Below are 13,352 nucleotides of genomic sequence, written 5' to 3' on the forward strand. Positions count from 1 at the left end.
CACCCTACCCTCTCCCCCGAGTGAACTCGGGGGAGAGGGCTTCTATTTCAGATCCGCAGCTCGCGCTTGAGCTCGCGCAGCCGCGTGTTGAAATCCTCCTGCGTCATGTCGCGATAGCGCTGCGGCAGCATGCTGCGGCGCGAGGCTTCGAAAACGGCCAGCATTTCCATGTACTCGAGCATGCCGGCGTCGCGCGCCGGCACGTAGTCGGCGATCGCGCGCTCGAAACAGGCCTGGTCGATCGTGCTGCCCTCGCCGGCCATGTTCAGCGCGAGCAGGCAGACCGCTTCGAGATCGGCGTTGGAATAGCCGACGAGTTTGGCGCTCGTCGCTTCGCGCGCCGCGGCCCAGTCGATCGCGTCGCCGAGCTTGTAGCGCGCGAAGATCGCACGCAGCACGGCTTCGACGTCTTCGGGCGTATCGGGATAGAAGAACGGAATCTTGCGGTCGATGCGGCCGGCACGCTTGATGTCGATGTCGAGCTTGTCGGGCCGGTTCGTCATCAGGATGAAGAGCACCTGGCCGCGGTTGTCCGGCTCGCTCATGAATTCCTTGAGCCGCGCGATCACGCGCGAGGACGTGCCGCCGTCGGTGTCTTCGGACTGGCCGCCGAAGCTGCGGTCGCCCTCGTCGATGATCAGGATGATCGGCCCGAGCGCCTTGACCATGCCGAGCACCTTCTCGAGGTTCGCCTCGGTCGAGCCGACCCATTTGGAGCGGAAGTTCTTCAAGGTGACCGCGCTCAGGCCCGAGGCCTTCACGAATGCTTTCGCAATGAACGTCTTGCCGGTTCCCATCGGACCGACGAACAGCAGGCCCATCGGCACGCGATGCCGGTCGCCGCTCTTGATCGCCGCGGCGATCTGCATCAGTTCCCGCTTGATGCCCTCGTTGCCGCCGACCGCTTCGAGACCGTGACGCGCGTCGATGAACTCGATGAGACCGGCGCATTCCTTCTCGATGATCTCGCGCTTGCGCCGGTGCACGAGTTCGATGACTTCCGCATACGGATCGCCGGCGTCGGTTTCCGGCAGCGGGTGATCGGGATTGATCAGGTGGCGGATCTCGTCGGTGTCCATGCCGCGCGTGATTGCCGCGAGCTTGGCTGCGCGCTGCTGCGCGTCGGCGCTGTCGCCGAGCAGCGAGCGGATGAGTTCGAGCCGCTCGCGTTCGCCGAGCGCGTTGTCGGTGGAGCGCGGCGTCAGCAGCTGTGCGAGCTGCACCGAGCGCAGCCCGGCGCTGTGTTCGGCGAGCCGCTCGACGTTGTCCTCGCTCATCGCCGGGTCGACCTTGCGGATCACCGCCGCGCGCTCGTCGAGATCGGGCAGCGGCACTTCGATCGCGGCGACGCGCGGGTTCGCGACGAGCTTGACGTTGAGTTCGGCCAGCGATTCGCTGAGCAGGAACACGACGTTGTCCTTGGTTTCGAGTTCGGGACTCATCGACCAGCGGTGCAGGCGGATCGCCGCCATGCGGTCGGCGTGCGAGAGGAAGTTCTCCTCGCCCGGCGGCGCGATGCTGCCGGCGTAGCTGACGATCAGCGCGGCGCTGTGACGCAGCAGGATCTCGTGCTCGATGTCGGCGAGCGCCTCTTCCGGCGGCTTGTTCGGCCGCACGGGTTCCGTGCCCAGCGTGCTCGTGCGCTTGGCATAGCGCACGCCGGCCGACGGGTCGTAGACGATGATCGTGTCCTTGTTGTCCTTGAGCAGCACCTCGCTCAGGAAATCGACGAGCGAATAGAACGTGTCCGCGTAGAGGATCTCGTCGAACACGTTGTGATGCAGGACGAACATCGACGCTTCGCCGCCGATGTATTTGCGCCGGACCGTTTCGGCCCAGCGCGGCAGGGGAACTGCAGGGGGTCGCGCCGCGGCCATGAGGTCTCCTTACATCTGCTTGCCGGCGGCGGCCTGCGCCGCGCGCTGACGCTTGAGTTCATCGAGCTGCGCGCGCGCAGTGATCGAACCCGACTGCTGGCGCAGCTTGTCCAGGCGCACGTCGAGATCGGAGTCGCGCAGTTCCTTGCCGAGGTTCGCTTCGGAGATCGTGTTCTTGATGTGGTCGCGCACCTTGTCGAGCGCCTGTACGTCGGCTTCCACCGACAGGCCGTCGAGCTGCGACTGGATCTGGATGCGTGCCTGCGCGCTCTGCATCTTCGCGAGCATGCGGTCGCGCTCGCCCTTGAGCTTGTCGATCTCGCTCTTGACCGACAGCAGCGCGTTCTTCGCGTCGTCGGCGTCGACCTTGGCCTGCTCGGCTTCGGTCGCGAGACCGGCGAGTTCGGCTTCGACCGCGCTCTTCTTCTGCAGCAGCACGAGTGCGAGATCGTCCTGGTTCGTCGCGAGCGCGGCTTCGAGATCGCGCGCCACGGCGTCGAGCGCCTTGCGCTCGGCGTCGACGCGATGGTCGATCTCGTCGCGGCGGCGGATGATCGCGGCGGTCGCGGTCTTCAGCTTCGTGTATTTCGAGATCAGGCTGTTGATCGCGTTTTCGTAGGCGATTTCCGGATGCTTCTTTTCGACGTCGGCGATCCACAGCGATACGAAACCGCGCCAGAGGTTGCCGAGTCGGTCGAAGAAATTGATGCTGGCCATGATGCGCGGGTCTCCGTTGCGAGTGCTTGGCGATGAAGGTGGACGCCGCCGCTGCCGGCGGCGATGGATCAGTCGGTGTTGACGCGTTCGAAGAAGTGGCGATGGTCCTGCGCGAACGCAAGAAACCCCTGGATCAACTGCTGCTTGAGCGGACCGTGATCGACTTCGGGCGTGAAGCGCAGCGCGAGACGCGCGCCCTGCGTCGCCCATTCGAAATGATCGGCTTCCGCGCCGCCGCCGTGGCCCGAGTGGATCGCGATCCAGTGATAGGCGACATGCTCCTGGCCGGCGATCGACACGCGCTTCATCAGGAGCTGCTGGGTCAGTTCCGGCGCGGCGTAGCGCAGGGTCTCGTCGATGATCGAGAACTCGCGGTCGGCGAGCAGCTCCGAACCCAGGTGATAGCCGATCGCGCGGAAGATCGCCGGCAGGTCGTCGGCGCTGCCGACGCCGTAGCCCTGCGCGACGCGCGTGTTGAGTTCCTGCAGCCAGGCCGGCTCGGCGAGCAGCGCGTTGACGCGGTCGCGCTCGGCGAGCGCCGGCACGCGCGGCGCCTCGATCTCGAGCAGGCCCTTGAGCGTGGCCTGCGCGAGGCAGCGGTGCGTGTCGCGATGCACGGATTCGTGATCGTCGAACTCGTCGCGCGCCGCGTCGAAGAAGAAGCTGCCGACATAGACGCTGCGATCGGCCAGCGCCTCGATCGGCTCGTCGCGGTCGAGGAACAGACGGCGCGAGCGCCCGATCTTGCCGGCGAGCGCGGCGACGCCCGAGCCGAACAGACCGTTCCAGCTCGTGTAGCGGCCGAGGAAACGCAGCCGATGCAGCGGATCGCCGAGTGCCGCGCTGATGGCTTCGTGCACCATGCGTTCGTGCGCGCTGAAGTTGACGAGCGTTTCGAGCTCGCCGCGGCTGATCTTGTGGACGTTCACGACTTCACTCCCTGGCGCGCGGCGCCGATCGCGCGCGCGGCGGCCGGCTGGACGATGCTCTGGATTTCGGCGCCGTAGCTCGATTCGAGTTCTTCTTCCAACCGGAGACGTTCTATCGCTTCGGTCAGGCGCGAGCCGCCTTCGGCGGCCGACGAATTGGTGATGATGGCCTGATAGATCTCTTCGACCGCGTCGGGCAGCGACAGCAGTGCAGCTTCGACGGCGGCCTTGCGGCTCGCGAGCCGGCGATGACGCAGCAGCAGTTCCTCGAGATCGCCCTTGGCCTTGCGCAGGCTGCGCGAATCCTCGGCGCCTTTCTCGATGCGCTGGGTCACGTCGGCGATGCGCCGCTCGATGTCGCGCTCGTTGACCGAGTCCTGGCGTTCGTCCATGGACAGTTCGGCGAGCCACAGCCCGAGGTAGTCGATCGCGGTGTCCTCGATGCGTTCGATCTCGCGCTCGCCGAGCGCGCTGCGCCGGTGGCTGCCCATCTCGCGCAGGCTGCGCACGCGTTCCTGCAGGTTGCGGTAGATCTCCCAGCGCGCATCGTGCTCGGTGCAGCGCCGCGCGATCTCGCCGCGCAGATGCATCGCGGCGGCTTCGCGCCGCTTGAGCTTGAGCTTGCGGTCGACCTTCGCGCGGAATGTCGAGGATGCCGGAATGAACATCGAAGCGATCGCCTCGCCCGCGGCGAACGCGAGCAGCGGCAGGATCGCGCCGGGCGCGCCGTAGGGAATCGACAGGAAGGTACTGCCCGCGAGCGTGGCCAGGAACAGGTTGATGTTGAGCGGCGCCGTCAGCATCGCCCAGAGATAGGACGGCTGTTCGTGTTCGGTGCCGCGGTTCCAGGCGGGGTCCATCGTCACGGGAATTTCCTCTTACACCGACACGCGCAGGCTCGCTCGGCCCGCGCTCGCGGCATGGAGCTGCGCGAGTATGCGTTCTTCCATGCGCACGGCTTCGGTCGAGCGCTGCCAGGTCACCGACCGCGGCCGCGGCTCGAGTATCGCGAAATCGTCGGCGATCTTCGCCGGCTGCGTCGACAGCACGATGACGCGGTCGCCGAGCGCCAGCGCCTCGGTCACGTCGTGGGTCACGAACACGACGAGGCATGGATTCTGTTCGTAGATCTGCACGAGGAGCTGCTGCATCTCGCCGCGCGTCTGCGCGTCGAGCGCGCCGAAGGGTTCGTCCATCAGAAGAATCCGCGGCCGCAGCACGAGCGCGCGGGCCAGCGCGACGCGCTGGTTCTGGCCGCCCGAGAGCTGCGACGGCAGGTGCCTGCGATGGCCCGACAGACCGACCGCGGCCAGCGTTTCGTCGACGCGCTTGCGCGCCTCGGCATCGCCGATGCGCGAGCGCCAGTGCTTGAGGCGGAACGGAAACGCGACGTTTTCCTCGACCGTGAGATCGGGCCGGTTCGCATAGCGCTGGAACACCATGACCGCGTCGTCATGCGCCTCGACGCAGGGCTTGCCGTCGATGAGCACCGTGCCCGAGGTCGGCGTCTGCACGCCGATCGGCCGCACGCCGCCCATCATGTGCAGGATCGTCGACTTGCCGCAGCCGGAGGGGCCCAGCAGCATGTTGATGCCGGGCTGCAGCGTCATGCTGATGCCGTCGACGACGCGCAGCACGCCGTTGCCGTCCTTGTGCGGGTATTCCTGGACGATGTCCTTGAGTTCGATGCTGACCGGATTCGCGGCGGCGCTCACAGCTTGGTCTCCCACGGATACATCCTGGCCTTGAGATAGCGCATGAGCTGGTAGCTCAGCAGGGCGAACGCGATGATGACGATGATGCCGGCGAACACCTGGTCCATGGCGGAGAAGCGGCGTGCGTTCTGGATCAGCTGGCCCAGCCCTTCGCGCGCGTTCACGTATTCGGCGACGGTGATGTAGGTCCACATGACCGACACGCCGACGATGACCGCATCGGCGATGCGCGGCATCGCGAGCGGCAGCACGGCGTGGCGGACCGCTTCGAACGGCGTCGCGCCGAGGTCGCGCGCCGAGATCCAGTAGGCCTGCGGCACGGCACGCACGGCGTCGCGGACCATCGGGATCAGATACACGACGGCGCCGACGAACAGGAACAGCACCTTCATCCATTCGCCGATGCCGAACCACATGACCATGATCGGCAGCAGCGCGACGACGGGTGCGGAACGGAACGGATCGACGAGCGGCGACAGCGCCGCGTTCACCTTCGGCGACGCGCCCATGACCACGCCGATCGGAATGCCGATCGCCACGACGAGCGCGCCGGCGGCGAGCACGCGGCCGACCGACCACATCGTCGCGGTCAGCAGCAGGCTGCGGCCGTTCTCGCCGTCCCAGGCGAGATAGCCGAACGCCTTGGCGACCTGCCACGGCGCGGGCAGCTTGTTCGGACCGACGAGGCCGGTCGCGCTGATCACGGCCCAGAGCACGAGCACCGCGACGACCGCGCCGATGCCCAATGTCCGCGTGGTCTGTGCGCTCAGCGGCGCGTAGGGGTTCCAGCTTGTCGATTCGGCCATGTGGTTACCTTGCCTTGATGGGCTGCTCGGCGGGAAACCCATCCCCCCATGCCTCCGCCCGTTGGGCGTCAAGTCGATCGGAACCTGCGGTTCCGAACGATCGTCTTTCACCCCTTGAAGGGGAGGATTTTCCGCTTTTCTATTTTGTGTTCGGAATCGCTGTGATCGCGGGAACATGCCCTCCCCTTCCAGGGGAGGGCATGGGCGGGGACGGGTTTCCGCTTCGCCCCACCGTCATCGCATGAATCTCAGCGCCGCAGCACCGCGGCGCGCGTCGTGCGGTTCATCGCGCGGCAGTCCTCGAGGCTCAGGTTTTCGGTCTGCGGCGCGGACTCGTTGCACAACGGCTTGTCGGGACCGTTGCCGGTCACGACGAAACGCGTGCGGTCGAATTCCCACTGCGACACGAGATAGTCCACGACGGCCTGTGCACGCGCCCGCGAGATGCGCATGTTGGCCTCGCGCGAACCGGTCGAGTCGCTGTTGCCCGAGATGTCGAAGTACGCCGAGCCGTTGTTCTCGATGAACGGCACCATTTCGTCGTCGATGGTCTTCTGCGAACGCTTGGTCAGTTCCGCCGAGCCGCTGGCGAAGCTGACGATGACGGGCTTGGTCACGGTCGGCTCCTGCTTGGCGACCTGCTGGCGCTCCTGCTCGGTGAACGTGAACTCCGGCTTGGCTGCGGCCTGCTGCGCGGCCTGGCTCTTGGCGAGCAGGCTGCGGAGGTAGCGCAGGTCGACCGAATCCTGCGGCGCGATGACCGGCGAATTCGGGTTGGCGAGGGCGCCGGCCTTGCGGTAGATGCCGTCGAAGCGGCGGTACACGCGGTCGTAGTGGTTCGTGCCGCCGACGAGGCCGAAGATGCGCGCGTTGTCTTCGAGACCGGTCCAGACGAGATTGTCGAACAGGCCTTTCACGAAGCCGCGGCCCTGGTCCTTGGCCAGCAGCGCGAAGAATTCCTCGGTGCGCACGAGCGCGTCGACGGCGTCGTCGGGCGCCTTGCGCGCGGCGTCGACGCCGGCCATCCAGCCCGCGACGAAGCCCTGGAACGCGTTCTCGTTGGCCGGATCGGACAGCGCGCGGTTGTCGCAGACGATGACGTCGTAGATCAGGTTCGTCGCGGTCTTCGTCGAATAGACGACGTGCGCGCCCGGAATGTTCTTGAGCGCGAGCGAGAGATCCGGATCCCAGAGCGCGGCCGCGTCGACGTTGCCGCTCTCGAGCGCCGCACGTACGCCGGCCGTGCCTTCTTCGGCATTGATGTAGACGTAGCGCACCGACTGCTTCTTGCGCGCGGTCAGGCTCGAGTTCTCGATCGCGTCGATGGTCATGCCGTCGGACGGCGTGAACTGCAGCAGCGCGATGCTGTGGTCGGCGAGATCTTCGACGCGCGTGATCTGCGGATTGCGCGCGATGATCGCGTCGCCGCCCTGGGTGTTGTCGACGGCCATGATCGCGCGGCCGTCGAGGCCGGCATTGCGCAGGTTCGGCTGCTCCTGCGCCCAGAAGTCCGACGTGCGCCACGCGCAGTGCGCGGTCTTGGATTCGAAGATCGTCGACAGCGTCGGGATGTCGTCCTGGATCACGAACTCGACGTTGACGCCGTTCTGCGCGAACAGCGATCCGGCCTGCGTCTTGAGTGCCTTGCCGTTGGCGAGCAGGGCCGGCGCGTAGCCATGGAAGCTCACGATGCTGACCTTCAGCGGATTGCCGGCGCTGCCGAGCGCGCCGCCCGCGGCCGGTGCCGCCGGTTTGGTCGATGCCGCCGGTGTCGAGGCCGGCGCGTCCGGCGTCTTCGTCGCGGCCGTCGTCGACGCGCCGGGCGTGGCGGGCGCAGGGGTCTGGCCGGCCTTGCCCTGGACGATTTCCTTGAGGCCCAGGTGCCAGGCGGCGGCGGCGGTGCCGCCGAGGATGATGAGTGTTACCAGACCTTTGGCGAGCGGGGTCATTCTGGCCATGGCGGCTCCGTATACAGGGTGTGGATCAGGTCGTCGGCGCGGACGGCGCCGTGCCGAACGTCGCGGCGAGGCGCTTGAGACGATCGGCTTCGGCATCGAGCCGCGCGACTTCGCGCAGACAGGCTTCCTTGGTCGCGCGCGCCGCGTTCTCGAACGCGGACTTTTCTTCGGTTGCGCGCGCGACTTCGCGCTCGAGCAGGGCTTCGAGGTCGGCGATCTGCTTGCGGATGCCGCCGACCGCGTCCTGCTGGCGCTGATCGCGTTCAGCAATGTCGTTGCGCGCTTTTTCGAGCGCTGCGCGCGTCTGCGCTTCGAGCTGGCTGCGCGCCTGGCCGAGCGCGCGCGTCTTGCGCTCGGCATCGAGCAGCGCGTCGTCGACGGTCCAGGCATCGTCGGCCGCATCGAGCGCGCGTACCGCGGCGATGCGCGCGGTCGGATCGAGCGCGGCCAAGCCGTCGAGAATCTTGAGCAGTTTTTCGGCCGTGAATGCCGACGGCGGCACCGATTGTTCGCCGTAGATGGCCTCGAACGGGCGCTGCTCGGCAATCGGTCCTTCCGGCACGGCCGTGACGGGCGCCGGCTCGGCCGCGACGGGTTCCGGCGCGTGGTCCATGACGACCTGGGGCGTGGGTTCGGGCTCCGCGGGCGCGTCGGTCGCTATGGGCTGGGCGTTTTCGTCGAGTTCGACGAGGCCCGCCTTCTGCAAAGCACGCATGAATCGGCTCAACGCAATCTCCCCATTGCTGGCGCATTCACGGCGGGAGTGTAGGCGATCCGATGCGACCAATGCGTGCCGGTCGCGTTGCAGCCTTGCCTCCCGCGGCCGAAATGGGGCGAGCGCACGGGCGCCGCAAGGGTGACGAATGGGACAGCGGCGCGCTTGCACCGGCGCGCCCGGCTGCGCGAATCTCCCCGGGGCGCGCGATCCCGCGCGCACCCGGAGTCGTCCGTGCCACGTCTGATCGCGCTGCTTCTGATGGCCCTCGCCGCGCCGACCGCGTCCGCCGGCGACGCCAGACCCGATCTCGCGCGGATCCGCGGCAAGATCCAGTTCGTCACGAGCTTTCCCGACTACAAGGTCAAGATCGTCGAGAGCTTCGCCGACCTGCACGTGAAGGTCGTCGAGAGTTTTCCCGACGATGCGGGCGAGTGGCAGATGGTCGAGAGCTTTCCGGACTACAAGATCCAGATCGTCGAAAGCTTTCCCGACTTCACGATTCGCTATGTCGAAAGTTTCCCGGGCGTCCGGTAGTCGGTCTGCTCATTCCAGACCGTCGGCGAACAGCCTGTCGCAGGATTCGGCCTGCGCCGGATCGACGAGCACAGTGACCGCGACGTCGTCGGCAAGCGCGGCAAGATCCTGGTTGAACAGCGCCCAGCGCGACCCCGTGTAGTACGCGCCGAGTTCGTGGGGATTGAGCACGCCGCCGGCGGTCGATGCCGAGAACTGGATCATCGCGCAGCGGTTGCCGTTGAGCAGCGGATGATCGAGCGTCGTCACGTGGTCTGACCGGTTCGCCGGACTGACGTAGTGCACGTACGCGTTCGGACTCGTCTCCTGCCAGTACAGCGAATAGCTCGCGTTCTGGGGGAAATCGGCTGCGTCCGTGTTGTACAGATGCCAGCCGTTGAAGTAGAGCAGCGCGACCGGATGCGCATTCAGCGCACCGAATGTGGTCGTGACCGAGCGGTTCAGCGTGAACAGCCAGAACAGCCGCGGATTCATGTGCAGGTTCGACGGCAGGCTGTCCAGCGACGCCGTCGCTGTCGTCGTGCTTGTCGCGGTATCGCGAAACGGCAGGCCGTGGCGAAACGGGACGAACACGTTGAACGCCGCGTCGGGCGGCAGCGCGGTGCCGTCCTGGTTGAACACGCTCCAGCCGGTCGTGTAGCGAATGCCGATCGCCGAGTCGTTGTATACGCCGGCGCTGCCCGGCGGATTCCAGTTCTGGCTCGCATGAAACGGCACGAAGCTGCCGGCCGGAATGCCCGCTCCCGACAGCGTGCCGCTGCCGCCGGCGGCGCGATGCAGCACGTGCGCGCCGTGGCGCTGATAGGCGCCGAGGTCGTTGGCGCCCGGTCCGGCCGCGAGTCCGTCAGCGTCGAGTTCGGGCAGCGGTTCGAGCGGAGCGATGGGACTGGAAAACGTCGCCGCGCCGAGCGCCGGCGACCCAGACGCGGGACGCAGATCGTGACCGCTGACGAAACGCGGGTCCGCGGACAGATTGGCGGCGCCGGCGACATAGGCGTTGCCGAGGTTGGCATGGAACAGGTTGTTGTCGACGCTGACCTGAGCCTGCTCCGACGGCGGAATCGAAATGCCGCTGCCGTTCCACGCGATGATGTTGCGATCGATCGCCGACGGTACGAAGCCGCCGCTCGGACCATACAGCGCGATTCCCTTGTCGTTGCGCACGAGCGTGTTGTGACGCAGCACGACACGCGCGTTCCCGGCGTCGATGCGAAGGCTCAGCGCACCCGGCGATGCAGCCCCGCCGGCCTGGCCGCGTACCACGTTGCTGACGAGCGCGGCGTTCAGGATGCTGCCCGCGACGGTCTGCACGGCGTTGATTCCGGACATGTAATTGCGACCGCGAATGTCGTTGCCGACCGCGCTCAGGCGCGTCTCGCCGCGCGTGAGCAGCCGGATGGCCGCGCCGGCGTCGCTGTCGTCGAGCCGGATGCGGTTGTGGAAAAAGCGCAGGCGCGCGCTGCTTCCGAGCGCGGCGATGAGGACCGCGCTCTGGCCCGGTTCTGCGATGTTCGACGGTTTTGCGATGCGGCAGTCCTGCATGTCCAGCGTGAGCGCACCGCTGCCGCCGACGATCTCGACGGCGGCGGCGAAGACGCCGGCTTCCACATTCACGCGTTCAAGCGTGATGGTGGCGTTGGTCGCGGCGTTCGCGTTCACCGTGACGCGGCCGCGCGTCAGATCGATGCCGCGCAGCTCGAAAAAATAACTCCCGCCTGCGGGCGCCGACGACGCAATGCTGCGCGAGTTCGGCAGACGCGGCCGGTAACCCGGCGCGGCGAACAGCGAGAAGCTCTTGTTGATGACGAGCTCTTCGTCTATCGCAGCCGAGCTGCGCACGAGCACGCTGCCGCCTGCGGGCGTGGCATTGATGCAGGCCTGCAGCGTGCCGTTGCAGGGCGCACTCGCCGACGGCCAGACCGCGGCCTGCGCGCCACCGGCGGCCAGCCACATCCATCCGAACGCAAACCATAGCTTCATGAAGCGACTCCGCGGTTTTCGTCGCAAGCGCAAAAGCGCTGCTGCACAGGACATCTGTCCAACGAAATACCGGGACGGCTGCGAACACGCAGGGGAGTGATCCCTGCGCACCGATTGCTGCGTATGTGGGAAGCGGGAGTTGACGACCCCAACGACACAGCAGAGGTGATTTATGCGCTTTTCCCTTTTGTACAGCGCGACGGCCGCCGCGCTCGCTCTCGGTCTTTCCGCCTGTGCGCCGGTCGACACCGGTGCGGATCAGTGCAGCGACGTCAACATCAACCTGATCGAGGTCAAGGACGCCAAGTACATCAATCTGCCGGAAAACGAAGGCGGCCTCGCGCCGGCCAAGATCGCGCAGATCGACGCGCTCGTCGAAGATTATCTGACCGCGACGCCGGTCGACATCGCCGGCTGCGCGATCGGCATCACGCGCAACGACAAGATCGCACTGCTGCGCGGCTACGGGCTCGCTGACGTCGACGACAACCGTCCGTTCACGGTCGCGACGCCGGCCGCCATCGGTTCGATCTCCAAGACGCTGACCGCGCTCGCCGCGCTGCGCCTGGAAATGGACACGGAGCTCACGCTTGACAGTGCCGTCTACGCCGAACTCGGCGAGATGCCGCTCGCCAACGGCGACTTCACGCTGAAGCAGGTGCTGATCCACAAGGCCGGCCTTTCCGGCGATCCGAGCTTCAACGGTCCGTTCAATACGCTCGATGAAATCAACGATTTCTATGCCGGCAGCGGCATCGAATGGCCGTCGCTGCGTCCGCGCCTCGTGTTCCCGGGCTACGGCAACAACGACGCGAACCAGCCGACCCTGCCGAACACGACCGCGCTGTATTCAAACACCGGCTACAGCATCGCCGGCGCGCTGATCGACCAGCGCAGCCGCGAGGCCGACATTCCGCTGAAGGCGCGCGGCTACGAGAATTACATCTGGAACAAGGTCGCACGCGGCACCTCGGCGACCGAGCCGACGATGATCAGCGCCTGCCTCAACACGGGCTTTCGCGCCGGCGACATCAAGAATCACGCGACAGGCTATGACGGCGCCGGCGTCGTGGCGAACTACCACAGCGGCAACGGCTGGGGCTGGGAAGGTCCGGCCGGCGGCTGGTCGATGACGATCGGCGACGTCGCGCGGCTCATGCTGATCCTGCAGAGCAGCGCAGTGATTCCGAAGGCGACGATCGACTCGACGATGCGCACCTACTACGCGAACTCCGGCGGCTTGCGCATCGGCATGGGCCTCGAACTCGGCTCCGCCGCGCAGGGCAGCTGGTTCGGCAAGGGCGGCAACATCGCGGGCTACACCTCGGACATGAAGATCTGGCCGAACGACGTCGGTGGCAGCTGGGGCGTGGCATTCCTCTGCAACCAGAGCGGCACGCGCAAGGGCCTGACCAACGACATCCACGCACTGCTGACCTCGACGACACCGCCGATCGCCGGCGGCGGCATCAGCCCGGGCACGGGCGGCCCGCTCGTCAACGACGAGACGCCGCCGTGGCTCGACATCGCCAAGCGCTACGAAACGCTCGTGCGGCGCATGGCCGGCAGCTATCTCGACGGCAGCGAGACGCCGGAACGCGCCTGGGCCGCGGCGCGCAGCGAGCTGCTCACGCTCGGCAACGGCCGCAGCCTGGTCGCGGCGCTGGACCGCGGCGACATCGCGACCGCGGTGACGATCCTGCCGACGCTGAGCTGGCCGGATGGCAGCCCCGTAACGCCGTAGTGGCCACGCGGAAAGGGCGGCCTTGGGCCGCCCTTTCCGCGTAGCGGGGATCGGGAACGAGGGATCGAAGAAGCGAGGAGCGGCGCTCTTGCCATATCGCGCTCTGGCGATCCTGATTCCCCGCCCCCCATGATCCCCACGCCGGCGGCATCGCGTACATCAGAGCAACCCCGGCTGCTGCGGATTCCGCCATGAACTTCTCTTTGCTTTACGCGACGGCCAGCGTGGTCCTGGCCGCGGCCATCGGCAGCTGGACCGCGCCCGCGCCGGCGGTCGCGAATACCGATCCGATTCGCATCGAGACGGCATCCGCCGGCCTGCTGACCGCGCGCGTCGATGTCGCGACGCGCTACGCACCGCTGGTGCAGCGGCTT

General features: G+C 67.0%; 12 protein-coding genes. 3 read left to right on the forward strand and 9 right to left on the reverse strand.

Annotation, left to right across the window (positions count from 1 at the left end; translation table 11 throughout):
- Positions 1-47: 47 nt before the first annotated feature.
- The 8 genes from VLF18_RS11055 to VLF18_RS11090 all read right to left on the reverse strand — a co-directional run bounded on the left by VLF18_RS11055 (position 48) and on the right by VLF18_RS11090 (position 8,717).
- Positions 48-1,877: an ATP-binding protein gene (locus VLF18_RS11055; RefSeq protein ID WP_325279677.1), complete on the reverse strand. Its 1,830-nt coding sequence runs from the start codon at positions 1,875-1,877 to the stop codon at positions 48-50.
- A gap of 9 nt (positions 1,878-1,886) precedes the next feature.
- Entirely contained in the window at positions 1,887-2,594 is a 708-nt protein-coding gene (locus VLF18_RS11060; protein WP_325279678.1) for a PspA/IM30 family protein, read from the reverse strand.
- A 68-nt stretch (positions 2,595-2,662) separates the two neighbouring features.
- The gene (locus VLF18_RS11065; RefSeq protein WP_325279679.1) at positions 2,663-3,523 is read right to left on the reverse strand and encodes a hypothetical protein; all 861 of its coding nucleotides are present in this window, start codon (positions 3,521-3,523) and stop codon (positions 2,663-2,665) included.
- On the reverse strand, positions 3,520-4,389 hold the full coding sequence (locus VLF18_RS11070; protein WP_325279680.1) for a hypothetical protein: 870 nt from the start codon (positions 4,387-4,389) through the stop codon (positions 3,520-3,522). The genes VLF18_RS11065 and VLF18_RS11070 overlap by 4 nt, the downstream gene beginning before the upstream one ends.
- Positions 4,390-4,401: 12 nt before the next feature.
- Positions 4,402-5,253: an ABC transporter ATP-binding protein gene (locus VLF18_RS11075; protein WP_325279681.1), complete on the reverse strand. Its 852-nt coding sequence runs from the start codon at positions 5,251-5,253 to the stop codon at positions 4,402-4,404.
- Positions 5,235-6,044, reverse strand: a complete 810-nt coding sequence (locus VLF18_RS11080) for an ABC transporter permease (protein WP_325279682.1) — start codon at positions 6,042-6,044, stop codon at positions 5,235-5,237. Before VLF18_RS11080 ends, VLF18_RS11075 begins: the two co-directional genes overlap by 19 nt.
- Before the next feature lie 248 nt (positions 6,045-6,292).
- Entirely contained in the window at positions 6,293-8,002 is a 1,710-nt protein-coding gene (locus tag VLF18_RS11085; protein ID WP_325279683.1) for a phosphate ABC transporter substrate-binding/OmpA family protein, read from the reverse strand.
- Between the two features lie 25 nt (positions 8,003-8,027).
- Positions 8,028-8,717 carry a hypothetical protein gene (locus VLF18_RS11090; RefSeq protein ID WP_325279684.1) on the reverse strand — a complete coding sequence of 230 codons (690 nt, stop codon included), beginning with the start codon at positions 8,715-8,717 and terminating at the stop codon, positions 8,028-8,030.
- A gap of 234 nt (positions 8,718-8,951) precedes the next feature.
- Here VLF18_RS11090 and VLF18_RS11095 point away from each other — a divergent pair, with 234 nt between their 5' ends.
- A complete protein-coding gene (locus VLF18_RS11095) occupies positions 8,952-9,254 on the forward strand; it encodes a hypothetical protein (RefSeq protein ID WP_325279685.1) in 303 nt (100 codons plus the stop codon).
- A gap of 9 nt (positions 9,255-9,263) precedes the next feature.
- Here VLF18_RS11095 and VLF18_RS11100 read toward each other — a convergent pair whose 3' ends face one another.
- The gene (locus VLF18_RS11100; protein WP_325279686.1) at positions 9,264-11,234 is read right to left on the reverse strand and encodes a DUF7452 domain-containing protein; all 1,971 of its coding nucleotides are present in this window, start codon (positions 11,232-11,234) and stop codon (positions 9,264-9,266) included.
- Between the two features lie 172 nt (positions 11,235-11,406).
- Between VLF18_RS11100 and VLF18_RS11105 the strand changes: the two genes are divergently transcribed.
- Both VLF18_RS11105 and VLF18_RS11110 read left to right on the forward strand, forming a co-directional pair.
- On the forward strand, positions 11,407-12,978 hold the full coding sequence (locus VLF18_RS11105; protein ID WP_325279687.1) for a serine hydrolase domain-containing protein: 1,572 nt from the start codon (positions 11,407-11,409) through the stop codon (positions 12,976-12,978).
- A gap of 191 nt (positions 12,979-13,169) precedes the next feature.
- Positions 13,170-13,352: hypothetical protein (locus VLF18_RS11110; protein WP_325279688.1), on the forward strand; the 183-nt coding region annotated here is incomplete at its 3' end.

The sequence above is a fragment of the Tahibacter sp. genome, from assembly GCF_035481375.1.
In the GTDB taxonomy this organism is placed as follows: domain Bacteria; phylum Pseudomonadota; class Gammaproteobacteria; order Xanthomonadales; family Rhodanobacteraceae; genus Tahibacter.

Excerpts from the sequence above, each read along its gene's own strand:
- VLF18_RS11055 (WP_325279677.1), bottom strand. The coding sequence starts at position 1,877 with ATGGCCGCGGCGCGACCCCCTGCAGTTCCCCTGCCGCGCTGGGCCGAA.
- VLF18_RS11060 (WP_325279678.1), bottom strand. The coding sequence starts at position 2,594 with ATGGCCAGCATCAATTTCTTCGACCGACTCGGCAACCTCTGGCGCGGT.
- VLF18_RS11080 (WP_325279682.1), bottom strand. The coding sequence starts at position 6,044 with ATGGCCGAATCGACAAGCTGGAACCCCTACGCGCCGCTGAGCGCACAG.
- VLF18_RS11085 (WP_325279683.1), bottom strand. The coding sequence starts at position 8,002 with ATGGCCAGAATGACCCCGCTCGCCAAAGGTCTGGTAACACTCATCATC.
- VLF18_RS11090 (WP_325279684.1), bottom strand. The coding sequence starts at position 8,717 with ATGCGTGCTTTGCAGAAGGCGGGCCTCGTCGAACTCGACGAAAACGCC.
- VLF18_RS11100 (WP_325279686.1), bottom strand. The coding sequence starts at position 11,234 with ATGAAGCTATGGTTTGCGTTCGGATGGATGTGGCTGGCCGCCGGTGGC.
- VLF18_RS11105 (WP_325279687.1), top strand. The coding sequence starts at position 11,407 with ATGCGCTTTTCCCTTTTGTACAGCGCGACGGCCGCCGCGCTCGCTCTC.